Genomic DNA, 25,362 nt, shown 5'->3' with positions numbered 1-25,362 from the left:
CTGGTGGTGCTCTTCGGTTCCTTCATGGACCTTCTCGACGCGACGATCGTCACCGTCGCGGCCCCGGCGATAGCTCGTGACCTGGGGGCCGGCGACGCTCAGATCCAGTGGACGATCGCCGCCTACGTCCTCGCCCTGGGTGCGGGCCTGATCACCGGCGGACGGCTCGGTGACCAGTACGGCCGCAAGCGCCTGTTCATGATCGGGCTGACCGGGTTCATGCTCACCTCCGCACTCTGCGCGCTGGCCGCCGATCCGGGAATGCTCATCGGCATGCGCGCCGCGCAAGGACTGACCGCAGGGATCATGGTCCCGCAGGTGTTCGGGATCATCCGGGCATCGTTCGCTCCGGGCGAGCGTGCCAAGGCGTTCGGCGCCTACGGGGCGGTCCAGGGGCTCGCGTCGGTCGCCGGCCCGCTGCTGGGCGGGCTGCTCGTTGACAGCGACCCGTTCGATCTGGGATGGCGCACGATCTTCTGGATCAACGTGCCTGTCTCGATCCTGGCGCTCATCATCGGCGCGAAGGTTCTGCCGGAATCCCGCTCCACCTCGACCGCGCGGCCGGACCTCCTGGGCGCGCTGCTGGCGGCCGCGGGCATCCTGCTCCTGCTACTGCCGATCACCCAGACCGAGACCTGGGGATGGACTTGGGCCAGTTACGCCCTGCTCGCCGCCGGAATCATCGTGCTGGCGATCTTCCTCGCCTGCGAGCGCCGCCTCACCCTGTCGGTCTACCTCCAAAACGGCACCGACCGCACGGCGTGGGAGACCGGTCTGGTGATCCTGCCTTGCGCGCTCGGCTCGATCATCACCTCAGGACTCGGCGTCGCTCTCGCCGCCAAGGCCGGACGAGCTCTGCTGAGCACCGGCTCGCTCACCATCGCGGCATCCCAGCTCATCTTGTGGGCGATCATCAGGGACGGCAACGATCCCGGATACTGGCACCTCGCCCTCGCCCTTTTCACCGGCGGCCTCGGGCTCGGTCTTGCCGCCCCCATCCTCGTCAACGTCGTCCTCACCGGCATCCCCGGACGCAACGCAGGCGCCGCGGGCGGCGTGCTCGGCACGGTCTTCTTCACCGCCGTCACCGGATCAACGACCGACACGCCGGGACCGGCCGACTACGGTCACGCGCTCAGTGTCATCCTCGTCGTCTCCGTGGTGCTCTACGTCGTGGCGGCACTCGTGATGCTCGCGCTCCCGAAGACCGCGGCCGCGCATGTCGACCAGTGAACCCGTGCAGCGGGGTATGCGCGGCCATGAAGCGCGCCGTCGTGCTCACCGGAAGTCGCGTGAGGGCGCCGTCATCATCGAAAGGTCTAGTGCCTCGAGGCGATCGGCGACCAGCGTGACCACTCCCTCCCCCGCTTGGACGTACCCGCGGACGAGCAGGGCCGCGCTGGTGCGGGCCACCAACCGCTGCCGTAGCCACAGGCCCTGGGACACGAGGACGTTCGCCATGCCCGTCTCGTCCTCCAGGTTGAGGAACGTGATCCCGCCCGCGGTCGCCGGGCGCTGCCGGTGGGTGACCGCGCCGCCGACCCACACCCGCGTTCCGTCCGCCGTCCGGGCGAGTTCGGCGGTGGTGATCGCCCCGCGCCGGTTCAGCAGGTCCCGCAGGTACTCCACGGGGTGGCTGTCCGGGGAGACGCCGGTGGCCCACAGGTCCGCGGCGGTGACCTCCAGCCGCGTCATGCCCGGCAGCGCGGGCGCGTCGAGGCCCGGGGCGAGCCCGGGCAGGTGGCCGGGCCGGGTGGCCGCCGCGGCACCGGCGGCCCAGAGCGCCTGCCGCCGGTCGGTCCCGAAGGCGCCGGCCGTGGCCAGGGCCTCCACGGCGTTCTTCTTCAGCTGGACGCGGCGGGTCAGGTCGCCGACGCTCCCGTACGGGCCGTTGGCCTCGCGCTCGGCGACGATCTCCTCGGCGACGGCGGCACCGAGGTGGCGCACCCCGGCGAGGCCGAGCCGCAGGGCGACGCCGCCGGTGCTTCCGGCGTCGGGTTCGAGGGTGGCGTGGGCGAGGCTCGTGTCGATGTCCGGCTCCCGGACGTGGACGCCGTGGCGGCGGGCGTCGGCGACCAGGGACTGCGGGCTGTAGAAGCCCATCGGCTGCGCGCGCAGCAGCCCGGCGCAGAACGCGGCCGGGTAGTAGCGCTTGAACCACGCCGACGCGTAGACGAGCAGCGCGAACGACATCGAGTGCGCTTCGGGGAAGCCGTAGCCGGAGAAGGCGTGGATCTGCTCGAAGATCCGGGTCGCCAGCTCGCGGTCGAGGCCGTTGGCCGCGCAACCGGTGAAGAACCGCGCCATCAGCGCCTTCATCTTCGCGCTCGACCGCTTCGCCCCCATCGCCCGCCGCAGCTGGTCGGCCTCGGCGCCGGTGAACGAGGCGACGTCGACGGCCATCTGCATCACCTGCTCCTGGAACAGCGGCACCCCGAGCGTCCGGTCCAAACTGGACGCCAGCAGCGGGTGCGCGTGCTGCCACTCCTCGTCGCCGCGCCGGCGCCGGATGTAGGGGTGCACGGAACCGCCCTGGATCGGGCCGGGCCGGATCAGCGCGACCTCGACGACGAGGTCGTAGAACTTCCGCGGCCGCAACCGCGGGAGCGTCGCCAGCTGGGCGCGGGATTCCACCTGGAACACCCCGACGGCGTCGGCGGCGCAGAGCATGTCGTAGACCTCCGGGTCGGCCAGGTCCAGCATGCCGATGTCCACTGTGGTCCGGTGGTGTTCGGCGACGAGGTCGATCATGTAGTGCAGCGCGGAAAGCATGCCGAGGCCGAGCAGGTCGAACTTGACCAGCCCGACGGTGGCGCAGTCGTCCTTGTCCCACTGCAGCACGGTGCGGTCGGCCATCGTCGCCCACTCGACCGGGACCACTTCGGACACCGGCTGCTTCGAGATCACCATGCCGCCGGAGTGGATGCCGAGGTGGCGCGGGAAGTCCTCGATCCGCGCGGCCAGGTCGAGGACGTCGTCCGGGATCGTTCCCGCGGCCTGCTGCTTCGTCGCGGCGACGCCGCCCCAGCGGTCGACGAGCTTGCCGTAGGCGTCCTGCTGCCCCGAACTGTGGCCGAGCGCCTTCGCGGCGTCGCGGATCGCCGAGGGCGCGCGGTAGGTGATGACGTTGGCGACCTGCGCGGCGTGGAACCGGCCGTGTTTCTCGTAGACGTACTGGATGGCTTCCTCACGGCGGTCGGACTCGATGTCGATGTCGATGTCCGGCGGCCCGTCCCGCTCCGGCGCTAGGAAGCGCTCGAACAGCAGGTTCCACTTCACCGGATCGGCGTGGCAGATCCCCAGCGCGTAGCAGACGGCGGAGTTCGCGGCCGAGCCGCGGCCCTGGCAGAGGATGTTCGCTTCCTTGCAGAACCGGACGATGTCCCACACGACGAGGAAGTAGCCGGGGAAGCCGAGTTTCTCGATGACGGCGAGTTCGTGGTCGAGCTGGGCGTAGGCCTTCGGGTTGTCTTCCCGCGGTCCGTAGCGCTTCGTCGCGCCGGCCCAGGTGAGCTCGGTCAGGAACGACATCTCGTCGTGCCCGGCCGGGACGGGGAACGGTGGCAGGTCGGGCGCGACCAGCTTGAGGTCGAACGCCACCTCGACGCCGAGGACGGCGGCGCGGCCGACGGCGCCCGGGTAACGGCGCTCGAACCGGCGCCGCTGCTCCATCCCGGACCGCAGGAACGCCTGCCCGGACGGCGGCCGCCACCCTTCGAGGTCCTCGGCCGACCGGCGGGCGCGGACCGCGGCGACCATGTCCGCCACGACGGCGTCGTCTGGGCGGGCGTAGTGGACGTTGCCGGACACGACGGTCGGCAGCCGCAGGTCCTTCGCCAGGGCGGCGAGGTGGTCGTTGGCCGCGTCGTCGAGGGGCTGCCGGTGGTCGATCAGCTCGACGGCGACGTGCGACCGCCCGAACCAGCCGACCAGCCGGGCCAGCTCGGCGTGCGCGGCCGCGGGACCGCGTTCGGCGAGGGCGCGGCGGACCGCACCCTTGCGGCAGCCGGTCAGCACGACCACGTGCCCGGCCAGCTCGTCGACCAGTTCCTCGATGTCGTAGACGGGACGCCCCTTCTCCCCGCCGGCGAGCTGGGCGCGCGAAATCACCCGGCACAGCCGGTGGTAGCCGGTTTGCCGCCGGGCGATGACGAGCAGGTGCGACCCGGCCGGATCGGGCGCGCCGGCCTGCGGCGCGGGCAGGTCGAGGGAGAGCTCGGCGCCGAACCCGACGCGGACGCCGAGTTCGCGAGCGGCGTCGTTGAAGCGCACCGCGCCGTACATCCCGTCGTGGTCGGTCAGCACGAGCGCGTCGAGTTCCAGCCGGGCGGCCTCCTCGACGAGGGTCTCCGGATGCGAAGCGCCGTCGAGGAAACTGAAGTTGGAGTGGACGTGCAGCTCGGCGTAGGGAGCCCTGATCCGGTCTCCGCCGTCGTCGCGGCCCCGCCGGTCCCGCAGGTCCTCCGGCGCTCCGGCGTAGCCCTCCCGCTTGCGGGACCACGCCGGGGCGTCGCTCCCGTCCCCGGGAACGGGCGGCCGCCCGGAGGCGATCCGCTCCACTTCGGACCACGGCACGTTCGGGTTGTTGAACGCCAAAACCAGCTCCCACACGCTTGGTTCGCTGTGGGGAAGCCAGCGACTACTGTTCGAACACTTGTACGACCGACAAGGTGATCCTGTGCCTGCCGGTGGCCGCTGTCAACTCGGACGTGACAACGCTAACGGCACCCTGATCGAGTGAAAAAGTCACGACGGCCTCAACCGCCCCCTGACGCCGGGGGTGTTCGACGTGGCCGCCCGGAGCGACCGGGGGGGCGAGGGAGAACACAGATGACAGAAGGGGACGGACGATGAAGCGAATCCTGACGACGGTGGCGGCCACCGTCGTCGCGGTCACGGCACTGGTCATGCCCGCGTCGGCCGAAGGCACCGGCACGCAGGCCGTGGGCTGCGACCCGAGCTCACAGCAGGTGCACCTCAACGTGTACCAGCGCGAGAACAAGTTCATCGACGCCAAGGGCGGCTTCTTCGACTGCGACACGCCGAACACCGTCGGCTTCACGATCCAGGTCCAGCTGAAGAACGTCATCGGCTGGTCGGACAAGGTGCCGAGGGCGGGCTCCTGGCCGCGCAACCAGCTCATCACCACGACGTTCACCTGCACCGGCCAGGGCACGAAGACCTACCGGGCGCAGATGTTCGGCTACCGCGGCAGCGGCGAGATGTGGGTCCGGAACTCCAAGGAGATCAAGGTCAGGTGCTGACCCGCTGAGCCCCGGGGCCCACCCGCGACGGCGGATGGGCCCCGACCCCGGGGGCAGCTAGTCGTAGACACCCTCCACCGTCCACTGTGGATCATCCCCGACCGTCGCCTTGAGCAGCAGAGCGACGTCGCCGTCTTCCGGGGTGCCGCCTTCCAGCACCACCTGGATCCGCGCGAGGGGCGGTTCACCGCGGCGGGCGGGCAGCGCCGGGTGCACGACCCACGGGCCGGCCGAGCCGAGGACCCGGCGCGGGGCGCCGCCGTCGACGGCGACCGTCTCGGGTGGGCGGCCCAGTTCGCCGCGCGCGGTGCAGCGGACGACGTCGCCGACGGCGTCGAGCACCGCCGCTGGGACCGGGCCCGGCGACACCACCGCCGGCGAGGGCGCGGGCAGCCGGCCCGGCCACGGCCGGTCCGCGGCCACCGGACGGCGCGGCTCGCCCCACGGGATGAGCCGGACGCGCTCGGCCGGGCCGCGGCCGCCGTCCAGCAGGGGCGTGACGACCGCGTCCGGACCCAGCAGCCCCTGGATCCGCACCAGCGCGCGACCGGCGCGCTCGGCGGCGTCGGCGTCGCGGCCCAGCGACCCGAGCTGCAGCTGCAGCGCCTGCCCGCCGACAACCTCCTCGGGGTCGAGGCGCAGCCGGACGATCCCGGCGCTGGGCCGGTCGCCGCGGCGGGCCGTGAGCCAGCCTTCGCACTGCCACCGCACCCGGTCCGCCGTCGAGCGCGCGGTCAGCGGTTCGGCGCACCGCCAGACCCGGACGCGTTCCTCGCCGGCTTCGGTGACGGCGACGATGGCCAGGCGGGTGCAGGCGAGGCCGTGGTTCGCGAGGCCCGCGAAGAAGCGTTCGCCGAGGGTTTTCGCGACGAACGCGGCTTCGTCGACCCGCTCCAGGGGGTGGTCGAACTCCTCGGTGACCGTCAGGTCCGGCGGGAGGGCGCGGCGCAGCGGCGGGCGTTCGGAGAGGCCGCGGGCGAGCCGGTGGGCGGTGACGGCGTCCGTCGGGAAGCGGCCGGCGACGTCGCGCTCGGCCAGGGCGGCGAACGCGCCGAGGGTGCGCAGCCCGAGCCGCTGCAGCAGCCCGACGAGCTCGCCGCGGTCGTCTCCCGGCTGGTTCAGCTCGCCGATGGCGAGCGGCGCGAGGAACGCTGCCGCCCCACCGCGCGGGACGAAGGCCGAGCGACGGGCGGCGAGGGTCGCGGCGAACAGCCCGTCGGCGATCCCGACCTGGCACTCCACTCCGGCTCGCGCGGCGACTTCGTCGACGAGCAGTTCGGCGAGGGCCTCCTCACCGCCGAAGTAGGCGGCCGCGCCGGTGACCGGCACGGCGACGATGCCGGGCCGCACGACCTCGACCCCGACGGCCTGCCCCTCCACGGCGGCGGCGACCGGTTCGAACAGCCGGGCGTCCCGGTCCGGATCGTGCTGGTGCACCACGAGTTCCGGACACCGCGACTGCGCGTCCCGCCGCCGCATCCCCCGCCCGACGCCGCTGCGCCGCGCGGCCGCGGAGCAGGCCACGACGCGGTTCGCGGAGAAAACGGCGGCGGGGGCGAGGGGCGGGGTGCCCGCGGCGGCGCCGGCGGCGACGACCGGCCAGTCCGGGCACCACAGCACCAGCAGCCGTGGTGCGTCGGTCATCCCGGAACCCGGGCCGAGGGCGTGGCGCTCATCCGGCCACCTCGGCCAGCCGCCGTTCCGGCGGCTCGGTACCGGTGAGCCCGCCGCCCACGCCGGGCAGCCGCAACGGCACCGACTGCGGACGCGCCGCCGAACCGCGTCCGCGGCTCGTCGCCACCACGTCACGGGCTCGCAGGTGCCCGTGGCCGTCCTGGGTGAGCCCGTGCCAGCGGCGTCCGGAGACGCGCAGCTCGAGATCGGCACCCGGCCAGGGCCCGACGGTCAGCAGCACCGTCCCCCGGTTGCGGACCCGGCCGGCCAGCCGCCGGGCGAGCTGGGGCTGCACGCCGCCGGCGAGCGTCGAGCCGAGGACCACCAGGTCGAACCCGTCGACCAGCGCCGACAGCACCCCGGCCAGCTCGGCGCCGGGGTGCGGCACGAGGGCGATCCGCTCCAGGTCGACGCCGAGTTCGGCCGCCGCGGCCAGGCCCAGTTCGGGCAACCCCGTCACGGCCGCCCAGGAGCCGTCGCGGGTCGCCGCGGCGAGCAGGGCCAGCACCAGCGACGTCGCCCCGCGGACGGCGACCGTGCTGCCGCGCCGCAACCCGCCGCCGGGCAGCAGCCGCGCCAGCGCGGGCAGCACCGTCAGCAGCTCCCCCGGGCCCGCGTCCGGGCTCGGCTCGCGCAGCTGCGAGGCCGGGCGGACGCCCGGGATCGCCGTGAGACCGGCCAACGCCTCCGGCACCGCCATCGCCGCCCACCTCCAGCACCACGTACTCGCACCGGAGACACCCGCATCGAGCAGGCGAACCCAGGAGAATCATCGAACACTTGTTCGCATAGTGCGAGACGGGAGGCCGCGCTGTCAAGCCGGGCCGCCGTACCTCACCCAGGAGCTGTGACCCGTCGCACCGCCCGGAGCCGTCACAGCCGCCGACGCCACCTCGTCCAGGTGGTGAAGCGAGAAAAGAGGACAGCATGCGGAAGATCCTGATCGTCGGCGGTGGCTACGCCGGCTTCTACGCCGCTTGGAAGCTGGAGAAGAAACTGCGTCCCGGAGAGGCCGGCGTCACCCTCGTCGACCCCCGCCCCTACCTGACCTACCAGCCGTTCCTGCCCGAGGTCGTGGCCGGCTCGGTCGAGGCCCGGCACGCCGCCGTGTCGCTGCGGCGGCACCTGCGCCGCACCCGGGTCATCGCCGGGAAGGTGACCGCCGTCGACCACGCCCACCGCGTCGTCACCGTGCGGCCCGCCGACGGCGACGACTTCGAGCTCGGCTACGACCTGATCGTCGTCACCGCCGGCGCGGTCACCCGGACGCTGCCGGTGCCCGGCATCGCCGAGCAGGCGATCGGCCTCAAGCACGTCGAAGAGGCCGTCGCGATCCGCGACCGCCTGCTCACCGCCTTCGACCGCGCCGCCGCGCTCCCCGCCGGCCCGCAGCGCCGGAAGCTGCTCACGGTCACCTTCGTCGGCGGCGGCTTCTCGGGCGTCGAGGGCTTCGGCGAGCTGCTGTCGCTGGCGACGGCGCTGCTCAAGCGCTACCCGGAGCTGCACCGCGACGAGCTGCGGTTCCACCTCGTCGAGGCGTCGGGCCGCATCCTGCCCGAGGTCACCGACCGCCCGGGCCGCTGGGTGGTGCGGGAGCTGGAACGGCGGGGCGGCCGCGTCCACCTGAACACGCTGGTGACGTCGGCGGCCGGCGGCCACGTGACGCTCTCGACCGGCGAGGAGTTCGACTCGGAGCTGATCGTCTGGACCGCGGGCAACGGCGCCAACCCCGTCGTCGGCCGGCACACCGACCTCCCGGTCGACGAGCGCGGTTACCTCGTCGTGCGGCCGGATCTGCGGATCGAGGGCGTGACCGGCGCGTGGGCCGCCGGGGACGACGCCGCGGTGCCCGACCTCGCCTCGCCGATCCCGGGCGCACGCACGGTGCCCAACGCGCAGCACGCGTACCGGCAGGGAAAGCTGTTGGCCCGCAACGTGATCGCGACCCTGCGCGGCCGCGAACCGAAGCCGTACGTGCACCACAGCCTGGGCGCCATCGCGACCCTCGGCCTGGGCCGCGGGATCTTCCAGTACAAGAGCCTGGTCGTCAAAGGACTCCCGGCCTGGCTCATGCACCGCGGCTACCACGTGCTGGCCGTGCCGACGTGGGAACGCAAGGTCCGCGTGCTCGCGGTGTGGCTGACCCAGGCCCTGTTCGGCCGCGACATCCTGTCGCTGGCCTCGGTGCAGCACCCGCGGGACGCCTTCGTGACAGCGGGCCTCACCGTCGCCGGTGAGGCCCGCCACGATCAGCCCGCGAACGGACTCGCGTCCACCGCGCACGTCTTGCCCGCCGCCGGGAAGGTGCCCGAGATCAGGTAGTCCCGCTTGACCTGCTCGGTGCACGTGCTCGGCACGTACATCGACGAGTGACCGTAGCCTTCGGTCACGAAGACTCGGGCCCGCGCCAGTTCGGCCGCGCCGTCCCGGGCTCCGTGGAGCGGGGTCGACGGGTCGTAGCGGTTGTTCAGCACCAGGATCTCCGCGGACGTCGGGCGGTTCCACGGCCCGGTGTACCGGTCGGTGTCCTTCGCCTTCCAGTACGCGCAGCTCATCATGTCCAGCACGGCGATCCGCCCGAAGTACGGCACCCGCTGGTCCTCGGACTCCGCGTACCGGCTGTAGACCGCCGGGTCGGTGGGCACGTCGCTGTCGCTGCACTGGATGGCGTTGAACGCCTCCGTGCGGTTCGACGTGTACTGCTCACCGGCCGTGGAGGCGAAAGCCGCAGAAGCCGGCGGCGCGTCGTACAGCCGCTGCAGCAGCGCCGCGATGTCCGGCCAGCCCCGCGAGTCGGACAGGTCGGCCGCCGCGTTGATGATCCCCGAGTACGTCCAGGTCTCGCCGTCGCTGACGATCGGGGCCTGCTTGGCCCGGGCCGTCAGCGCCGCCCACTTCGCCTTCGGGTCACCCGAAGAGAACGCGCACTTCGGTCCCGCTTCCGTGCACAGCCGCAGGAACTGCTCGAACGTCTGCGCGATGCCCGTGGCGACGTCCTGCCGGGTGTCCAGCGGCACGGTCCGGCCGGTGCCGTCGTGCCCGGTGGCGTTGCCGACGAAGTCCATCGTGCCGTCGAACACCATCGCCCGGATGCGGTTCGGGAACAGGTTCGCGTACGTGGCCCCGAGTTGGGTCCCGTAGGAAATGCCGTGGTAGGTCAGCTTCGGGTCCCCGACCGCGCGGCGCAGCAGTTCCAGATCGCGGGCCGTGTTGGCCGTCGAGACGTGCTCCAGGATCGGGCCCGCCTTCGCCGAACAGCGGTCGGCCAGCTCCTTGGACTTGGCGTAGAAGGCCGCGTTCCCGCTCGGGTCACCCGGCATCTCCGGGAACGACCCGAAGAACGACTGCTGCTCGGCGAGGGAGTCGAAGCACCGCACCGCGGTGCTGTTGGCGATCCCGCGCGGGTCCCACGACACCAGGTCGAACCGCGCGCGCAGCTCGTCGGAGAACAGCCACGGCCACTTCCCGCGCTCCCGCAGCCGCTGCAGGCCGGACGCACCGGGGCCGCCGAAGTTGACGAACAGCGTGCCGATCCGGCGGGCGGGGTCGGCGGCGGGCAGCTTGATGAGCGCGAGGTCGATCTTCGCGCCGGACGGCCGGTCGTAGTCCAGCGGCACCGAAGCGGTGGCGCACTGGAAGCCGTCCTCGCAGCCGGTCCAGCTCAGTTGTGGCGTCGGCACGCTGTCGACGGAGGACGGCGCGGCGGACGCCACCGCCGGTCCCGCCGAGACAGCCATCGAGACACCGAGTGCGACGACCACGCCGCGCACGATGCCTCCCCCAGGAAATCGACGCACGAAAAAGTCCTTTCGACGCAGGAAAACGATCACTCGCCTCCACAGACGCCGGACCGGCGGCGAGGTTGGCCACTCCGGCCGAAAAAGATCTCCTGGCCGCACCACCTCTGCTTAGCTATAGTACTAGGTACATAGATAAATGGAGTTGCCGATGATCGAGTTCCACCTGGACGCGAGGTCCGGCTTGTCGCCGTACCAGCAGCTGGTCCAGCAGGTGCGGCACGCGCTGCGCCTCGGCCTGCTGAACGAAGGGGACCAGCTCCCGAAGGTCAAGGACGTGGTCGCGAGCCTCGCGATCAACCCGAACACCGTGCTGAAGGCCTACCGCGAGCTGGAGCACGACGGGCTCGTCTCGGCCCGCCCCGGCGTCGGCACGTTCGTGACGGCCACGCTCGGCGGCGGCGCCTCGTTCGCCGTGCTCGGCCCCCTGCGGCGGGACCTCGGCCGCTGGCTTTCCCAGGCCCGCAAGGCGGGCCTCGACGAGGAGAGCATCGAAGCCTTGTTGATGTCCACGTTTCGCGACTCCGCCAGAGAGGACATAGCGTGACCGTCCTGCGTGCCCAGGGACTGGGCAAGAAGTACCAGCGCAAGTGGGCGTTGAGCGGCTGCACGCTCGAGATCGAGGCCGGCCACGTGACCGGCCTGGTCGGCCCCAACGGCGCCGGCAAGTCCACCCTGCTGAACATCGCGTCCGGCATGCTGGAGCCGACGGCCGGCACGATCGAGGTGTGCGGCGGGGTGCCGGGCAGCGGCCCGGCCCAGCTGGCGAAAGTCGGCTACGTCGCCCAGAACACGCCGGTCTACCCCGGCCTGACCATCGAAGAGCACCTGCGGCTCGGCGCGCACCTCAACCCGAGCTGGGACGCATCGCTGGCGGCCAAGCGGATCGAACGGCTCGGGCTGGACCCGAAGCAGCAGGCGGGCAAGCTCTCCGGGGGCCAGCGCGCCCAGCTCGCGCTGACGCTCGGCATCGCCAAGCGCCCCGAGCTGCTGCTGCTCGACGAGCCGGTCGCCGCACTGGACCCGTTGGCGCGCCGGGAGTTCCTGCAGGACCTCATGGAAGCGGTCGCGGAACACGGGCTGTCCGTCGTGATGTCCTCGCACCTGGTCAACGACCTCGAACGCGTCTGCGACCACCTCGTCGTGCTGGTGGCGTCCGAGGTCCGGGTGATCGGCGAGGTCGAGACGCTGCTCGCCACGCACCACCGGCTCTCCGGGCCGCGCCGCGACGTCGAGACGCTGCCGGCGGAGCAGCACGTCGTCTCCGCGACGCACACCGACCGCCAGACCACCGTCCTCGTCCGCACCGAGGCACCGATCCTCGACCCCGCCTGGACCGTCGGGCGGATCGGCCTGGAAGACCTCGTCCTCGAGTACATGAGCAACCCGGCCGCCGCCCGCCCCGCCCTGGAGGTGCTCCGATGACCTGGCTCACCTGGCGCCAGTTCCGCTTCCCCGCCCTGTCGGTGCTCGCCGGCCTGATCGCGATCGGCGTGGTCCTCGCGATCACCGGGCCGGACCTGGTCGGCCGCACGAACTTCTCCGACCAGGACGTCCTCTTCGGCGGCACGATCCTGGCGCTCTACCTGCTGCCCGCGGTGATCGGCGTCTTCTGGGGCGGCCCGATGATCACGCGCGAGCTGGAGAACGGCACGCACAGCCTGGTGTGGAACCAGACCATCACGCGCCGGCAGTGGCTCACCACCAAGCTCGGCTTCGGGCTCCTCGCCGCGGTGGTCGCGGCCGGGCTGTTGAGCGTGGCGGTGAGCTGGTGGGCGAGCCCGATCGACGCGCTTTCCGCCCAGCAGACCGATCGCGGCATGCTGTCGCGCATCGCGCCGGTGGTCTTCGGCGCACGCGGCATCGTCCCGATCGGCTACGCGGCCTTCGCCCTCGCCCTCGGCGTCGCCGTCGGGATGCTGCTGAAGCGGACGGTCGCCGCGATGGCCGTCACGCTCGTCGCGCTCGCCGCCGTGCTGCTCGTGGTGCCGGCCTTCGTGCGCCCGTACCTGCTGCCGGCGCAGGTGGAGACGGTCGCGATCACCGGCAAGAACATCACGAACATCACCGGGGACGACACCGGGGACATCCTGGAGATCGGCGTGCGGAACCCGCCCGGCGCGTGGGTGCTGGCGAACGAGACCGTCGACCCGGCCGGGACGGTGGTCTCCCCGCTGCCGGACTTCGTGCAGAGCTGCGTGCCGAGGCCGAGCCGCGAGGCGGGGCCGCCGCCGCGCGGCAGCCTCGAAGGGTGCATGGCGCAGCTGGGCACCCACGGCTACCAGCAGCGCCTGACCTACCAGCCCGGCTCGCGGTTCTGGCCGCTGCAGTGGCTCGAACTCGCGCTCTTCCTCGCGATGACGGCCCTGCTCACCTGGTTCTGCTTCCGCCGCCTCCGCCACCTGTCCTGACGATTCCCCTGGGGGAACCATGCGCACTCTCGCGGTGTCCGCCGCACTGACCGTCGCCCTCGCGTCGCCCGCCTCGGCGGCCACGACGCCCTCCTTGCCCGCCCCGACCGGCCACCGGCCCGTCGGCGTCACCACACTGTCCATGAAGGACACTTCGCGGTCCGATCCCTGGGTGCCGTCGGTGCCCTACCGGGAGCTGATGGTCTCCGTCTTCTACCCGGCGACCTCGGCGAACGGGCCCAAGAAGCCGTACATGACCCCGCTCGAGTCGGAACGCAACCTCGAGCGGCAGAACATCCCCGGGCTGGCGCTGGACGTCCTCAGCACCGTCCGGACGAACGCCGTCGTCGACGCGAAACCCGCCGGGCGGCGGCACAGCCTGCCGCTGGTCGTGCTGTCGCCGGGCTGGACCCAGCCCCGCGCGACCCTCACCGCGCTGGCCGAGGACCTCGCCAGCCGCGGTTACGTCGTCGCGGCGATCGACCACACCTACGAGAACCGCGCCACGACCTTCCCCGACGGCCACGTCACCGGCTGCGCCGCCTGCGAAGCCGACGACCAGCCCGGGTTCTGGGAGAAGTTCGCGCAGGTCCGCTCGAAGGACACGTCGTTCGTGCTCGACGAGCTGTTCCGCTCCCGGTGGGGCACTCTGGTCGACCCCGCGCGGATCGGGATGACCGGGCACTCCGCGGGAGGCGCCGTCACCACCCAGGCGATGCTCGCCGACCCGCGCATCCGCGCCGGCGCCGACCTCGACGGCAGCGTCCACGTCCCGATCCCGGCGTCCGGGCTGTCCCGGCCGTTCCTGTTCCTGGGCAGCATGGACTCCTACACCCCGGGCGAGCCCGGGCCGTACGACGACTGGGAAACGGACTGGCCGCACCTGACCGGCTGGAAGCGCTGGCTCATGGTGTCCGGCACGGTGCACAACTCGTTCACCGACCTCGGCGTGCTCGCCGCCCAGCTGGGGGTCGACCTCGGCGCGACCATCGACGCGAACCGCGCGCTCGCGATCACGCGGAACTACGTAAGCGCTTTCTTCGACCTGCACCTGCGCTGCCGGCCCCAGCCGCTGCTGGCGGCGCCCTCGCCCGCCTACCCGGAAGTGACCTTCATCGGATGAAGAAGATGATCCTCATGGCCGTCACCGCACTCGCACTGACCCTGACCTCGCCGACCGCGTCGGCGGACCCGGCGCTCACCCTGGCGAAACCGACCGGCGACCGGCCCGTCGGCACCACTTCGCTGTACCTCAAGGACACTTCGCGGCCGGATCCGTGGGTGCCTTCGGTGCCCTACCGCGAACTGATGGTCTCCCTCTTCTACCCCGCCGCTCCGGCGGACGGGCCGAAGAAGCAGTTCATGTCCGAAGCCGAGGCGAAGGCCGTCTTCGACGAAGCCGGCATCGAGGGCATCCCGCCGTCGGCGATGACCACGGTCCGCACCGACGCCGTCGTCGACGCGCGGCCGGCCGGGCACGGCCTGCCGGCCGTCGTCCTGTCCCCCGGCTTCAAGCGGCCCCGCGCCGAGCTGACCTCGCTGTCCGAAGACCTGGCGAGCCACGGCTACCTGGTGGTCCTGGTCGACCACACCTACGAAAACGTGGCCACCACGTTCCCGGACGGCCGGGTCACCGGCTGCGCGGCCTGCGGCAGCTACAGCATCGAGTTCTGGCAGAAGCTGCAGCGCGGCCGGGCGAAGGACGTCTCGTTCGTCCTGGACTCGCTGGCGCACTCGAAGTGGGCGCCGCTGCTCGACAGTTCCCGGATCGGCATGGCCGGGCACTCCGTCGGCGGCACGAGCACGGTGAACGCGATGGTGACCGACACCCGGATCAAGGCCGGGATCGACATGGATGGCACGCAGAGCGATCCCCTGCTCGCCCCGGGCCTCGACCGGCCGTTCCTGTTCTTCGGCAGGCAGAGCCTGTACGCCCCCGGCACCGGCGACGAGTCCGCCACCTGGGACGCCGACTGGAAGCAGCTGAAGGGCTGGAAGCGCTGGCTCACCGTGGCCGGCATGCAGCACCCGTCGTTCACCGACATCGGCCTGGTCGGCGAGCAGCTCGGCCTCGACTTCGGCGCGACGACACCGGCGGCGCGCGGGCAGGCCATCACCGCGACCTACGTCCGGGCGTTCTTCGACCAGCACCTGCGCGGCCGGCCGCAGCCGCTGCTGGACCAGCCATCGGCGCGGTACCCGGAGGTCGCCTTCGCCCGGACGTCGACGCCGTACCTGCCCGCGCCGACCGGCGACCGGCCGGTGGGCAGCACGGCGGTGTACCTGAAGGACACTTCGCGCCCCGACCCGTGGGTGCCGTCGGTCCCCTACCGGGAGCTGATGGTTTCCCTCTTCTACCCGGCCGCCTCGGCGCAAGGTCAGCGCACGCAGTACCTGAGCCCGGCGGAGTCGGCGGCGTTGCTGACCGGCAGCGGCCTCGACGTGCCGTCCGACACGCTCACCAGGACGGTGACCAACTCCGTCGCCGACGCGCGGCCGGCGGGCCGCGGCCTGCCGCTGGTCGTGCTGTCGCCCGGCTACACCAAGCCCCGAGCCACGCTGAGCGCGCTGGCCGAGGACCTGGCGAGCCACGGGTACGCCGTCGCGGTGGTCGGCCACACGTACGAGAACGCCGGCCAGAGCTTCCCGGACGGCCGCTTCGCGGGGTGCGCTTCCTGCGAAGTCCCGCACGATTCCGCGTTCTGGCAGAAGCTGGAGCTGGGCCGGGCGAAGGACGTGTCCTTCGTGCTGGACTCGCTGACGCGCTCGAAGTGGGCTTCGCTGATCGACAGTTCCCGGATCGGTATGGCCGGGCACTCCATGGGCGGGGCGAGCACGATCCCGGCGATGGTCGCCGACGGCCGGATCAAGGCCGGGATCGACATCGACGGAAAGACCGAGCTCCCGCTCACCGCACCGGGGCTGGCACGGCCGTTCATGTTCGTCAACCACGAGCAGGTGCCGAAGTGCGCGCCGGGGAACGTGGAGTGGGAACGGGACTACGCGCAGATGACCGGGTGGAAGCGCTGGGTCGAGGTGGCGGGCACGCAGCACGCGTCGTTCACCGACGTCGGCCTGTTCGGCGACGAGTTCGGCGTCGACATCGGTGCGAAGGGCACCGCCGTGCGGGCGCAGGAGATCACGCGGACGTACGTGAACGCGTTCTTCGACCAGCACCTGCGCGGCGAACCGCAACCGGTGCTGGATCAGCCGGGCTTCCCGGAAGTCGCGTTCTGCCGGTGAGAGGCGCGGCGGAAGCGGCACTGGGGGTGCCGCTTCCGCCGTGTTTTCAGTGGTCGAGGCCGAGGAACGAAATCGCGTACGCCAGCTGCCCGGTCATCGGCAGGGAGTGCCCGACGCCGGCGATGCTGACGCCCTCCACCGTGGCCTGGGTACTCGTGTTGCCGTACCGCGTGCGCGTCCAGCTCGACTGCGGGTGGTCGGTGAACGCCGGTGTCTGGCTCAAGCCGTTCAGGTTGGTCCACTGCTTGATTTCTTCACCGAAGTTCGGGTACGCCAGCGTGGTGTCGGTGGTGCCGTGCCACAGCTGCATCCGCGGGTAGCGGCCCGGGTAGCCCGGGTACATCGACCGGGCGAGGTCGCCCCACTGCTGCGCGGTCTTGATCGAGTTCCCGCCCGAGCAGGTGCTGTTCCACAGCGAGCCGTTCGTGGTGGCGAAGCACCCGGCGGGCACCCCGGAGAACGCCGAACCCGCCGCGAACACGTCGGGGTACTGGGCGGCCAGCACGTTCGTCATCATCGCCCCGGAGGAGAACCCGCTGACGACAACCCGCGCCGGATCGACGTTGTAGCGGGACTTGGCGTAGGCGACCATGGACATGATCCCGGTCGAGTCCCCGCCACCGTTGCGCTTCAGCGCCTTGGGCGTCGAGACGTCGAAGCACTTCTCGCTGCGGGTCGCTTCCGGCAGCACCATGATGTAGCCGTAGCGGTCGGCCGCGGTGACGTAGTCCTTGCCGTTCCAGCCGAAGACCGAGCTCGCCGAGCCGCCGCAGTAGTGCACCAGCACCAGCAGCGCCGGTTTGGCCGCCACCCGGTCGGGCACGTAGACGTACATGTTCAGGTTCGTCGGGTTGGTGCCGAAGTTCGTCACCCTGGTCAACGCCGCCGCCTGGGCGGGCGAGGCGATGCCGAGGGCCATGACCACCAGAGCCAGAACAGCGGTGAGCATGCGTTTCATCACGTATCTCCCTTACGCCGCACCGAAAGCCTGAAGCACGGCGGTGTAGGCCGGCTTCTTGGCGTAGTTGCCGTCGAACAGCAGCGGGGTACTGCCGCTGCGCCAGGAGTACTTGTCGGTGACGCCCCACGTGGTGATGCTCGTGCAGCGCGAAACCGCCAGGCAGGCCCGCACGACCTGACCGTAGGTGTTCGCCTGGGCGCTGCCGGACCCGCCGACGTCGAGCTCGGTGATGTTCACGTCGACGCCGAGGGCGGCGAACCGCTGGAGGTTGGCCTGCAGCGTCGAGAGGTTCTGCCCGGCCGACAGGTGGGCCTGGAACCCGACGCAGTCGATGGGCACGCCGCGGGCCTTGAAGTCGCGCACCATGGTGTAGACGCCGTTGCTCTTGGCGTTCTGGTTGTCGGTGTTGTAGTCGTTGTAGCAGAGCTTCGCGGAGCCGTCGGCCGCGCGGGCGGCCCGGAACGCCTCTTCGATGTAGCTGGTGCCGATGCGTTGCTGGAACACCGACGCGCGCCGGGTGCCGTCCTCGTTGAACGCCTCGTTGACGACGTCCCAGTAGGCGATCTTGCCGCGGTAGTGCCCGGCCACGCCGGTGATGTGGTTGCGCATCGCCGTGAGCAGGTCCGAGCCGGAGCCGATGCCGCTCACCCAGGCGGGCAGCTGGGCGTGCCACACCAGCGTGTGGCCGCGGACCTTCTGGCCGTGGCCCTGGGCGTGGCTCACGATGGCGTCACCGCCGGTGAAGCGGAACGCACCCCGCGACGGTTCGGTCGCGTCCCACTTCATCTCGTTTTCCGGGGTGACGCCGGTGAACTCGCGGTCCAGCGTGGTGGCGTAGGCGGACTCGCCGAGGTGGCCGTTGGCGACCGCGGCACCGAACGTCCGGCCCTTCGCCGCGGCCGCCGAGCCGAGGGTCGCCGCGGCGAGCGTCTCCGGCGCGGCCGCGGAGACCCGCGGGTTGCCGATGCTGCCCGGGACCGACCGCAGGGCGTTGTACCAGACGGCCGCCATCTTGTCGTAGCCGGCGGCGTTCGGGTGGACGCCGTCGGGGAGGTCGGCGGTGCTCACCGCGCTGTGCATGTCCACCAGGTGCACGCGCTTGCCCGCGTTCACCTTGCTCTGCACGATCCCCGGCAGCGCGTTGTTGAACGTCCGCACGGCGGCGTCCCCGCTCGCCCACCCGATGGGGATGAGCTGCGCGACGAACACGTCGGCGTTGGGGGCCGCCGAGGTGAGGTGGTCGATCAGCGTGGACAGCCGGCCCGGCGCGCCCGCGACGTTGTAGTTCTGCAGGACGTCGTTGGTGCCGATGTGCAGCAGCACCGAGCGCGGGTTGAACGTGTGCATCCAGCCGGTGGCGTTCGCGTCGATCTGGTCGATGCGCCAGCCGGGGTGCCCTTCGTGGTCGTGGTCCCACAGGCTGCCCGGCCCGTTGAACTGCGAACCGACGAAGTCGTTCGTGTAGCGGCCCGCCGCCAGGCGCTGCCACAGGCCGATCCGGTAGCCGCCGGGCACGCCGGTGCCGTAGGTGATCGAGTCACCCAGCGGCATGATCCGCACGCCCCCGTTCGACTCCGCGTCGGCGACACCGGCCAGGCCGGTGAACGCCAGGACGAAGGCCGCTGCGGCGGCCAGGAATCGTGTTTTCATCGCCGTCCTCTCGTCAGCAGTGGGAGTTCGTCTGGGTGAGCAGGCCGAGCCGCCAGGGCAGGCTGTTGTAGTCGCCGCCCGCGTTCGGGTTCTTGCCCTGGTAGAGGTACTGCAGCCGGCACGGGTTGATCGGCAGTGTCTGGTCGTTGCCGGAGCGGAGCATTTCGCCGTGGCTGATGTCCTTCGTCCACTGCCCGCCGGGGAACGTCACGTTGTTCGCCCGCGCGAAGGGGTTGCTCTCGCTGGCGGCCAGCCGGCTCCAGCCGCCCGTGAGGCTCGACGACGTCCAGGAGCGGAAGTAGCGGCGGCCGTCGGACCCGATCGCCTCGATCAGCATCAGGTACTGGTTCTGGCCGGCGATCTTGTAGACGTTGCCGGCTTCGAACAGGTTGTTCTTGTTCGAGTCCTGCATCGCGATCACGGTGTTCGAGAAGCCGTTGGGGAAGTTCGCCAAGGTGGTCTGCGACCGGTACAGGTGCCCGTTGTCGTCGGACGAGAAGAGGTGGCAGGCGGCCGAATCGCAGATGACCCACATGTCGACCCAGTACCCGGAACCGATGTTCTGCCGGATGATGTCCGGCATGGCACCGTAGAAGTTCTTCGGCGCGCTCCAGCCGTTCGGATTGCCGATGTCGCTGTTGGTGGAGTAGGCGGCATTGCCGTTCTGGTAGACGAGGTACCACTTTCCCTGCGGCGCGAAGTAGAAGACCTGTGGCGCCGCGCGGTAACCCGTTCCGATCGCGGACTTGTCCAGGTAGTGCGGGGTGGCCGAACCGGCCTGCGACCAGTCGGAGAAACTGAGGTACACCAGGTTGTAGCCGGACGCGTTCGCGGTGCTGGCGAACACGTGGTACTTGCCGCCCGAATAGACGACCGAAGGGTCCTTGAGGCCGGCGATGTTGTGCGTCGCGTCGGACTTGGGGCTGATGAGCACACCGCTGGAGCTCCACCGGAAACTGCTCGGCAGTGCGGTGGTGGCCGCCTTCGCCGCCGGGGCGGCGAGGAGCGCGGTCAGCACCACCGAGGCGGTGGCCACGATGTGCCGGATCCGAAGTTCCACGAGACCTCCTGAGGCCAGGGAAAAGCGAGCCGGTGACGATCGAAACTTTCGCCATCGGGTGCGAAATCGAAAGACGCGCGAAACTTTCACGGTTTATGTTAGCGATAACATTCGGTGCGTGGCCTCAGCTTAATACGCTGGACGCTCACTGACAACGGTCAGCTACGCACAGCGATATCGCCGTCCGATGTGGACGGATGCGGCCGACATCGATGACAGCACCCTGACCTGCTCCCGAGGCCACGGTTTCCGGGGAGCACCGGCCGCCGGCGGGCCGCGACCGCCGGATTTCACAGAGTTCTCCCAGAACCTCCCAGGAACCGGCCAGGCCGGCCCGGCACGCTCGCCGCATGACGACGATCGAGATCCGGGGCCTGACCAAGCGGTACGGGCCCGACACCGTGGTGGACGACCTGTCGTTCACCGTCGAACCCGGGCAGGTGACCGGGTTCCTCGGCCCGAACGGCGCCGGCAAGTCCACCACCATGAAGATGATCGTGGGCCTGGCCGCGCCGACCCGGGGTTCGGCCACCATCGGCGGCCGCCGCTACGCCGACCTCCCCGTGCCGCTCACGGAGGTGGGTGCGCTGCTCGACGCCGGTGCCGTCCACGACAGCCGGAAGGCGTACGACCACCTGCTGGCGCTCGCCGTGAGCAACGGCCTCCCCCGGCGCCGGGTCGGCGAGGTGCTCGCCCGCACCGGGCTGGAAGCCGTGGCGGGCAAGCGGGCCGGCGGGTTCTCGCTCGGCATGCGGCAGCGCCTCGGCCTCGCGGCGGCGCTGCTCGGCGACCCGCGGGTGCTGATCTTCGACGAGCCGGTGAACGGCCTCGACCCCGAAGGGATCCGCTGGATCCGCGACTTCATGCGGTCCCTCGCCCGCGAGGGCCGGGCGGTGCTGGTGTCCAGCCACCTGATGAGCGAGATGGCGCAGACCGCCGATCACCTGGTCGTCATCGGCCGGGGCCGGCTCATCGCCGACACCGCGATGGGCGAGCTCATGCGCGGCGAGGGCACCGTGCTCGTCCGCACGCCCCACCCGGGCTTCGCGCTCCTGCTGACGGCCGCCGGCGCCACCGTGCGGGAGGGCGTCGAGTCGTCCCTCGTCGTCTCCGGCCTGACGGGCGAGGAAATCGGCAAGCTCGCCGCCTACCACGGCATCGCGCTCAGCGAACTCAGCCCGCAGCGCGTCTCGCTGGAGGACGCCTTCATGGAGCTGACCAAGGACAGCGTCGACTACCAGGGAGCCACCCGATGAACTCGCCGACCTTCGCCCACAGCGTCCGCGCGGAGTGGATCAAGTTCCGCAGCCTGCGCTCCACCTGGTACACGGTGGCGTGCCTGTTCGTGGTCGGGCTGGGCATCACGGCCCTGTCGTCGAACGTGGCCGGCCGGGACTACGCGACCGAGACGTCCTGGGACCCGACCGGCCGCAGCCTGACGTCGTACATCGTCGCCCAGCTGATCATCGGGGTGCTGGGCATCCTGGTCGTCACGTCGGAGTTCGCGACGGGCCTGATGCGGACGTCGCTGCTCGCGACGCCCCGCCGGCACCGGTTGCTGGCGGCCAAGGTGGCCGTGGCGGCGGCCGTCGCCGTGGTGGCGGGCCAGGTGCTGATGTTCGCCGCCTTCTTCACGGGGCAGATCCTCCTTTCCGCGCAGGACGTGCCGCACGCGGGCCTCGGCGACCCGGGGGTGCTCTCCGCGGTGGCGGGCGGCGGGATCTACCTGGCGGCGATCGCGCTGCTGGCGGCCGGGCTCGGCACGCTCGTCCGGGCCACGGCGGGGGCGCTCGCCATCCTGGTGGGCATCGTCTTCCTGGTCCCCGCGGTCGCGGGCCTCTTCCCCGCGTGGCTGCAGGGTGTGTTCTTCTACTGGCCCACGTTGGGTGCGGCGGCGGTGATCAAGACGGTGCCCGACCCCGACTTCCCGCACCCCTGGCTCAACCTGGGCGGAATGTGCCTCGGTGTCGCGGCGGTGCTGGCCGCGGCGTTCGTGGTGTTCCGCCGCCGGGACGTCTGATGCGCGACGTCGGACGGGGAGTGGCCGCGGCGGTGGCCGCGTTGCTGGCGATGGGTGTGCCGGCCGCGACGGCCTTGCTGCTGCTCGACGCGGGCCGGATCGGCGAACTGGCTCCCCTGACGGCGGCGGTCGTCGCCCTGGCGGTGGGCGGCACGGCGGCGGTGGAGGCGGTCCCGGCCGGTGGGCCGCCGGGCGGGCTTCTCGGCGGCCGACTCCCCGCCGCCGACGCGATCCCGACCGGCAGGTTCCCCATCACCGTCCACGGTGCCGTTCACCTCATGCCGCTCGGGATCTCCCTCGTCGGCGCCGTGGTCCTCGGTCTCCTCCTGCTGCGCCGCGGCCGCGACGGGCTGCCCGTCCGCGTCGCCGCGGCCACCGCGGCCTTCTCCGCCGGAATCGCCCTCGTCACCCTGGCCGCCCGCGGCACCCTTGCCTTCCCGCCACCCAGCGGGCTCGCCGCGTCCGGGTGCGGCCCGAGCCTGCCGTTCCGCGGCGGGCTCCCGGGCCACCTCGAGGCCGGCTTCACCGTCGGCCTCGCCCCGGCCGTGGCGGCCGCCGTGGTCTGGGCGCTCGCCGTAGCGGGAATCGGCTGGGCCGCGCTGCGGTTCCGGGCCTTCGCGGCCGGGCTCCGGGGCGCGTTGGTCGCGATGGGCGCGCTCACCGCCGTCTGCCTGCTCGCCGCGGGCGCGTTCGGCGGCGCCGCGGCGGCCGGGGGCGTCCTGCTCGTCCTGCCGCAGGTCGTGGCCGCCGTCCTGGTGCTCGGCCTGGGGGTGCCGATGACGCTCCCCTGCGGTTTCGAGCCCTCCCTCACCTGGGTGTCGGCGGTCGTGCTGCTCGGCGTCGGCCTCGTCGTCGCCGCGCGGACGCGTCCCCGGCCCGGCCCTCCGCTGCGCCGGGCCGCCGGCCTCGCCGTCCGGCTCGGCGCCGCCACCGGCGCCACGCTGGCCGTCGTCACGCTGCTGTCGCGGGTTTCCGTCGAAATCGGCGTCGCCGTGTTCACCTTCCCGATCCCCGTCCTCGGCGCGAACCCCCTGCTCGCCCTGGCCGCCGGGCTCGCGGGCGGCGCGCTGGCGGGCTTCGCCGGAAGCCTGCTGGTCGACGGGTTTCGGAGCCGTTCCTCCGTATCCTCGCGGACATGGAAGCGATGACGTCCCGGCTGCTCGTGGTGGACGACGAAGCCACCGTCCGCGAACTGCTCTCCGCCGCCCTGCGCTTCGCCGGCTTCGAGGTGACCTCCGCGGCGACGGCCGGTGAAGCCGTCGCCGCGGCCACCGCGCAGCCGCCCGACCTGGTGCTGCTCGACGTCATGCTGCCGGACATGGACGGCTTCGAAGTCGTCCGGCGGCTGCGCGACCACGGCACGCCGGTGCCCGTCCTCTTCCTCACCGCGCGGGACCGCCAGGCCGACAAGGTCACCGGCCTGTCCCTCGGCGCCGACGACTACGTCACGAAGCCCTTCGACCTGGCTGAGCTGATCGCGCGGATCCGCGCGATCCTGCGCCGGACCACCGGGCACCAGGCCGGCGTGCTGACGGTGGGCACGCTCGCCCTCGACGCCGAGGGGCACCAGGTGACGCGGGCGGGCCGCGCCGTCCGCGTGTCCGCCACGGAGTTCCGGCTGCTGCACTACCTGATGGAGAACGCCGGGCGCGTGGTGTCGAAGGCACAGATCCTCGACCGCGTGTGGCGCTACGACTTCGGCGGTGACGCCAGCATCGTCGACACCTACATCTCCTACCTGCGCCGGAAAGTCGACACCGAAGAACCGAAGCTCATCCACACCGTCCACGGCGTGGGGTACGTGCTGCGGGAGCCACGGCGGTGAGGCGGCTTTCGCTGCGGGCCAGGCTGCTGCTGCTCACCGCGGGCCTGCTGCTGGCCGGGCTGGGGCTCGTCGGCGCGGCCGTCTCCGACCACGTCGAGCGCTACCAGCTCGACCGCCTCGACGGCCAGCTGCGGTCGCTGACCGACCTCATCTCGCGCGTCTCGGCCACCGGGCCGCCCAAGATCGAGAACACCACCGCCCGCCCGGAGCTGCTCGACCCCGCCCTCGACCTGTTCGGCACGCCGTACCTGGTGTACCTGGACGCGAGCGGCGCGCCGGCGGGCGGCCTCCACTCGTCCCGGCTGGCCGGCGCCGCGCTGCCGTCCTTCGACGCGTTGCGCACGGTGCCCGCCGACGGGACGGCGGTGGACCTGGCGGCGCCCGACGGCTCGCACTGGCGAGCCGTCGGGCGGCCCACCGTCGGCTGGGGCGGGACGGTGCTGGCGGCCGCGCCGCGCACCGCGGCCGACGCCACCGTCGCGCAGCTGCGGTCGAGCAGCCTGATCAGCGGCGCCGTGCTGCTCGTGCTGCTGACCGCGGTCGGCTGGTTCGCCCTCGGCCGGGGCCTGCGGCCGCTGCGCCGGATCGAGCACACGGCGGCCGCGATCGCCGACGGCGACCTCACCCGGCGCGTCCCGGTCCTGGCGCCGCCCGGTACGGAGATCGGGCACCTGGCGGCGTCGCTCAACACCATGCTCGGCCAGCTCGAACGGGCCTTCGCCGACCGCGCCGCGTCCGAGGCCCGGATGCGCGCGTTCGTCTCGGACGTCAGCCACGAGCTGCGGACGCCGCTGTTCGGCATCAAGGGGTCCACGGAGCTGTACCGGATGGGGGCGCTGCCGGATCCGTCCGATGTGGACGAAACGATGCGCCGCATCGACCGCGAGGCCACCCGGCTCACCGCCCTCACCGAGGACCTGCTGCTGCTCGCCCAGCTCGACGAAGCGCCCGAAGGCCAGCTCGACCGCGCTCCGATGGACCTGCGCACCCTGGCCGGCGACGCCCGCCACGACCTGCGGGTCCTCGACCCGGCCCGCCCGGTCGCCCTGACCGGCCCGGGCGGTACGGGGCTGCCCGGCCCGGCCCCGGTCGACGCCGACGAGGCCCGCCTGCGGCAGGTGGTGACGAACCTGGTGGGCAACGCGGCGGCGCACACACCGCCGGGCACCCCGGTCCGCATCGGCGTCGGGACGGTCGCGGGTCGCGCAGTGCTCGAAGTGGCGGACGAAGGCCCGGGGATGACGGCCGAGCAGGCGAGCCGCGTCTTCGACCGGTTCTACCGGGCGGACCGCTCCCGGACCCGTGCACCGGGAGCCGACGCCGGACTCGGGCTGGCGATCGCGCGATCCCTGGCCCACGCCCACGGCGGCGACGTCGAACTCGAGACCTCCCTGGGCGAGGGCGCCTGTTTCCGGCTGACGCTCCCGTTGCTGGACCACGGCTGAGCGGTCGATGCA

Annotated in this window: 20 protein-coding genes; 13 read left to right on the top strand and 7 right to left on the bottom strand. The window is 72.0% G+C overall.

Annotation, left to right across the window (positions count from 1 at the left end):
* Window positions 1-3 precede the first annotated feature (3 nt).
* The gene (locus ACH54P_RS40095) at window positions 4-1,233 is read left to right on the top strand and encodes an MFS transporter (protein WP_489908495.1); all 1,230 of its coding nucleotides are present in this window, start codon (window positions 4-6) and stop codon (window positions 1,231-1,233) included.
* Window positions 1,234-1,278: 45 nt separating this feature from the next.
* On the opposite strand, the gene ACH54P_RS40090 is transcribed toward ACH54P_RS40095, so the two are convergent.
* Entirely contained in the window at window positions 1,279-4,596 is a 3,318-nt protein-coding gene (locus ACH54P_RS40090; protein WP_489916918.1) for an error-prone DNA polymerase, read from the bottom strand.
* A 254-nt stretch (window positions 4,597-4,850) separates the two neighbouring features.
* Here ACH54P_RS40090 and ACH54P_RS40085 point away from each other — a divergent pair, with 254 nt between their 5' ends.
* Complete coding sequence (locus ACH54P_RS40085) at window positions 4,851-5,264, top strand: hypothetical protein (protein WP_489908494.1); 414 nt, start codon at window positions 4,851-4,853, stop codon at window positions 5,262-5,264.
* Between the two features lie 57 nt (window positions 5,265-5,321).
* Here the strand turns inward: ACH54P_RS40085 and ACH54P_RS40080 are convergent, their stop codons facing one another.
* Together ACH54P_RS40080 and ACH54P_RS40075 are read right to left on the bottom strand one after the other, a co-directional pair.
* The gene (locus tag ACH54P_RS40080; RefSeq protein ID WP_489908493.1) at window positions 5,322-6,908 is read right to left on the bottom strand and encodes a DNA polymerase Y family protein; all 1,587 of its coding nucleotides are present in this window, start codon (window positions 6,906-6,908) and stop codon (window positions 5,322-5,324) included.
* Window positions 6,909-6,936: 28 nt separating this feature from the next.
* Window positions 6,937-7,638 carry a hypothetical protein gene (locus tag ACH54P_RS40075; RefSeq protein ID WP_489908492.1) on the bottom strand — a complete coding sequence of 234 codons (702 nt, stop codon included), beginning with the start codon at window positions 7,636-7,638 and terminating at the stop codon, window positions 6,937-6,939.
* Window positions 7,639-7,865: 227 nt separating this feature from the next.
* On the opposite strand from ACH54P_RS40075, the gene ACH54P_RS40070 reads away from it, so the two are divergent.
* Window positions 7,866-9,260 carry an NAD(P)/FAD-dependent oxidoreductase gene (locus tag ACH54P_RS40070; RefSeq protein ID WP_489908491.1) on the top strand — a complete coding sequence of 465 codons (1,395 nt, stop codon included), beginning with the start codon at window positions 7,866-7,868 and terminating at the stop codon, window positions 9,258-9,260.
* On the opposite strand, the gene ACH54P_RS40065 is transcribed toward ACH54P_RS40070, so the two are convergent.
* Entirely contained in the window at window positions 9,188-10,708 is a 1,521-nt protein-coding gene (locus ACH54P_RS40065) for an alpha/beta hydrolase (RefSeq protein WP_489908490.1), read from the bottom strand. The genes ACH54P_RS40070 and ACH54P_RS40065 overlap by 73 nt on opposite strands.
* Window positions 10,709-10,886: 178 nt before the next feature.
* Here ACH54P_RS40065 and ACH54P_RS40060 point away from each other — a divergent pair, with 178 nt between their 5' ends.
* The 5 genes from ACH54P_RS40060 to ACH54P_RS40040 are packed head-to-tail and all read left to right on the top strand — an operon-like array spanning window position 10,887 to window position 16,389.
* Window positions 10,887-11,282, top strand: coding sequence for a GntR family transcriptional regulator (locus ACH54P_RS40060; RefSeq protein ID WP_489908489.1), 396 nt, complete (start codon window positions 10,887-10,889; stop codon window positions 11,280-11,282).
* Window positions 11,279-12,160: an ABC transporter ATP-binding protein gene (locus tag ACH54P_RS40055; protein ID WP_489908488.1), complete on the top strand. Its 882-nt coding sequence runs from the start codon at window positions 11,279-11,281 to the stop codon at window positions 12,158-12,160. The genes ACH54P_RS40060 and ACH54P_RS40055 overlap by 4 nt, the downstream gene beginning before the upstream one ends.
* A complete protein-coding gene (locus ACH54P_RS40050; protein ID WP_489908487.1) occupies window positions 12,157-13,146 on the top strand; it encodes an ABC-2 membrane transporter-related protein in 990 nt (329 codons plus the stop codon). Before ACH54P_RS40055 ends, ACH54P_RS40050 begins: the two co-directional genes overlap by 4 nt.
* A 19-nt stretch (window positions 13,147-13,165) precedes the next feature.
* Window positions 13,166-14,269 (top strand): alpha/beta hydrolase family protein, encoded by a 1,104-nt coding sequence (locus ACH54P_RS40045; RefSeq protein WP_489908486.1) that lies wholly within the window; start codon window positions 13,166-13,168, stop codon window positions 14,267-14,269.
* Entirely contained in the window at window positions 14,266-16,389 is a 2,124-nt protein-coding gene (locus tag ACH54P_RS40040) for an alpha/beta hydrolase family protein (RefSeq protein WP_489908485.1), read from the top strand. The genes ACH54P_RS40045 and ACH54P_RS40040 overlap by 4 nt, the downstream gene beginning before the upstream one ends.
* A 46-nt stretch (window positions 16,390-16,435) precedes the next feature.
* On the opposite strand, the gene ACH54P_RS40035 is transcribed toward ACH54P_RS40040, so the two are convergent.
* The 3 genes from ACH54P_RS40035 to ACH54P_RS40025 are packed head-to-tail and all read right to left on the bottom strand — an operon-like array spanning window position 16,436 to window position 20,060.
* Entirely contained in the window at window positions 16,436-17,347 is a 912-nt protein-coding gene (locus ACH54P_RS40035) for an extracellular catalytic domain type 1 short-chain-length polyhydroxyalkanoate depolymerase (protein ID WP_489908484.1), read from the bottom strand.
* Between the two features lie 12 nt (window positions 17,348-17,359).
* The gene (locus ACH54P_RS40030) at window positions 17,360-19,000 is read right to left on the bottom strand and encodes an endo-1,4-beta-xylanase (protein WP_489908483.1); all 1,641 of its coding nucleotides are present in this window, start codon (window positions 18,998-19,000) and stop codon (window positions 17,360-17,362) included.
* A 13-nt stretch (window positions 19,001-19,013) separates the two neighbouring features.
* Window positions 19,014-20,060, bottom strand: a complete 1,047-nt coding sequence (locus ACH54P_RS40025) for a glycoside hydrolase family 62 protein (RefSeq protein ID WP_489908482.1) — start codon at window positions 20,058-20,060, stop codon at window positions 19,014-19,016.
* A 350-nt stretch (window positions 20,061-20,410) separates the two neighbouring features.
* Between ACH54P_RS40025 and ACH54P_RS40020 the strand changes: the two genes are divergently transcribed.
* From ACH54P_RS40020 to ACH54P_RS40000, 5 genes are read left to right on the top strand one after another with little or no spacing between them, the layout of a single operon-like run.
* Window positions 20,411-21,316, top strand: a complete 906-nt coding sequence (locus ACH54P_RS40020; protein WP_489908481.1) for an ABC transporter ATP-binding protein — start codon at window positions 20,411-20,413, stop codon at window positions 21,314-21,316.
* Entirely contained in the window at window positions 21,313-22,080 is a 768-nt protein-coding gene (locus ACH54P_RS40015; protein WP_489908480.1) for an ABC transporter permease, read from the top strand. The genes ACH54P_RS40020 and ACH54P_RS40015 overlap by 4 nt, the downstream gene beginning before the upstream one ends.
* Window positions 22,080-23,228 carry a streptophobe family protein gene (locus ACH54P_RS40010; protein ID WP_489908479.1) on the top strand — a complete coding sequence of 383 codons (1,149 nt, stop codon included), beginning with the start codon at window positions 22,080-22,082 and terminating at the stop codon, window positions 23,226-23,228. Before ACH54P_RS40015 ends, ACH54P_RS40010 begins: the two co-directional genes overlap by 1 nt.
* Window positions 23,225-23,905, top strand: a complete 681-nt coding sequence (locus tag ACH54P_RS40005) for a response regulator transcription factor (protein ID WP_489916917.1) — start codon at window positions 23,225-23,227, stop codon at window positions 23,903-23,905. Before ACH54P_RS40010 ends, ACH54P_RS40005 begins: the two co-directional genes overlap by 4 nt.
* Complete coding sequence (locus ACH54P_RS40000; RefSeq protein WP_489908478.1) at window positions 23,902-25,350, top strand: sensor histidine kinase; 1,449 nt, start codon at window positions 23,902-23,904, stop codon at window positions 25,348-25,350. The genes ACH54P_RS40005 and ACH54P_RS40000 overlap by 4 nt, the downstream gene beginning before the upstream one ends.
* The last annotated feature ends 12 nt before the right edge of the window (window positions 25,351-25,362 follow it).

The organism is Amycolatopsis sp. N2S4-7 (assembly GCF_058119595.1).
Note: the sequence above shows the minus strand (reverse complement) of the source record. Positions and strands in the feature narration are given on the sequence as shown.

Coding starts and splice junctions, on each gene's coding strand:
- ACH54P_RS40085 (WP_489908494.1), top strand. CDS start 4,851: ATGAAGCGAATCCTGACGACGGTGGCGGCCACCGTCGTCGCGGTCACG.
- ACH54P_RS40070 (WP_489908491.1), top strand. CDS start 7,866: ATGCGGAAGATCCTGATCGTCGGCGGTGGCTACGCCGGCTTCTACGCC.
- ACH54P_RS40005 (WP_489916917.1), top strand. CDS start 23,225: ATGACGTCCCGGCTGCTCGTGGTGGACGACGAAGCCACCGTCCGCGAA.
- ACH54P_RS40010 (WP_489908479.1), top strand. CDS start 22,080: ATGCGCGACGTCGGACGGGGAGTGGCCGCGGCGGTGGCCGCGTTGCTG.
- ACH54P_RS40080 (WP_489908493.1), bottom strand. CDS start 6,908: ATGACCGACGCACCACGGCTGCTGGTGCTGTGGTGCCCGGACTGGCCG.
- ACH54P_RS40015 (WP_489908480.1), top strand. CDS start 21,313: ATGAACTCGCCGACCTTCGCCCACAGCGTCCGCGCGGAGTGGATCAAG.
- ACH54P_RS40060 (WP_489908489.1), top strand. CDS start 10,887: ATGATCGAGTTCCACCTGGACGCGAGGTCCGGCTTGTCGCCGTACCAG.
- ACH54P_RS40075 (WP_489908492.1), bottom strand. CDS start 7,638: ATGGCGGTGCCGGAGGCGTTGGCCGGTCTCACGGCGATCCCGGGCGTC.
- ACH54P_RS40050 (WP_489908487.1), top strand. CDS start 12,157: ATGACCTGGCTCACCTGGCGCCAGTTCCGCTTCCCCGCCCTGTCGGTG.
- ACH54P_RS40035 (WP_489908484.1), bottom strand. CDS start 17,347: ATGAAACGCATGCTCACCGCTGTTCTGGCTCTGGTGGTCATGGCCCTC.
- ACH54P_RS40020 (WP_489908481.1), top strand. CDS start 20,411: ATGACGACGATCGAGATCCGGGGCCTGACCAAGCGGTACGGGCCCGAC.
- ACH54P_RS40030 (WP_489908483.1), bottom strand. CDS start 19,000: ATGAAAACACGATTCCTGGCCGCCGCAGCGGCCTTCGTCCTGGCGTTC.
- ACH54P_RS40045 (WP_489908486.1), top strand. CDS start 13,166: ATGCGCACTCTCGCGGTGTCCGCCGCACTGACCGTCGCCCTCGCGTCG.
- ACH54P_RS40040 (WP_489908485.1), top strand. CDS start 14,266: ATGAAGAAGATGATCCTCATGGCCGTCACCGCACTCGCACTGACCCTG.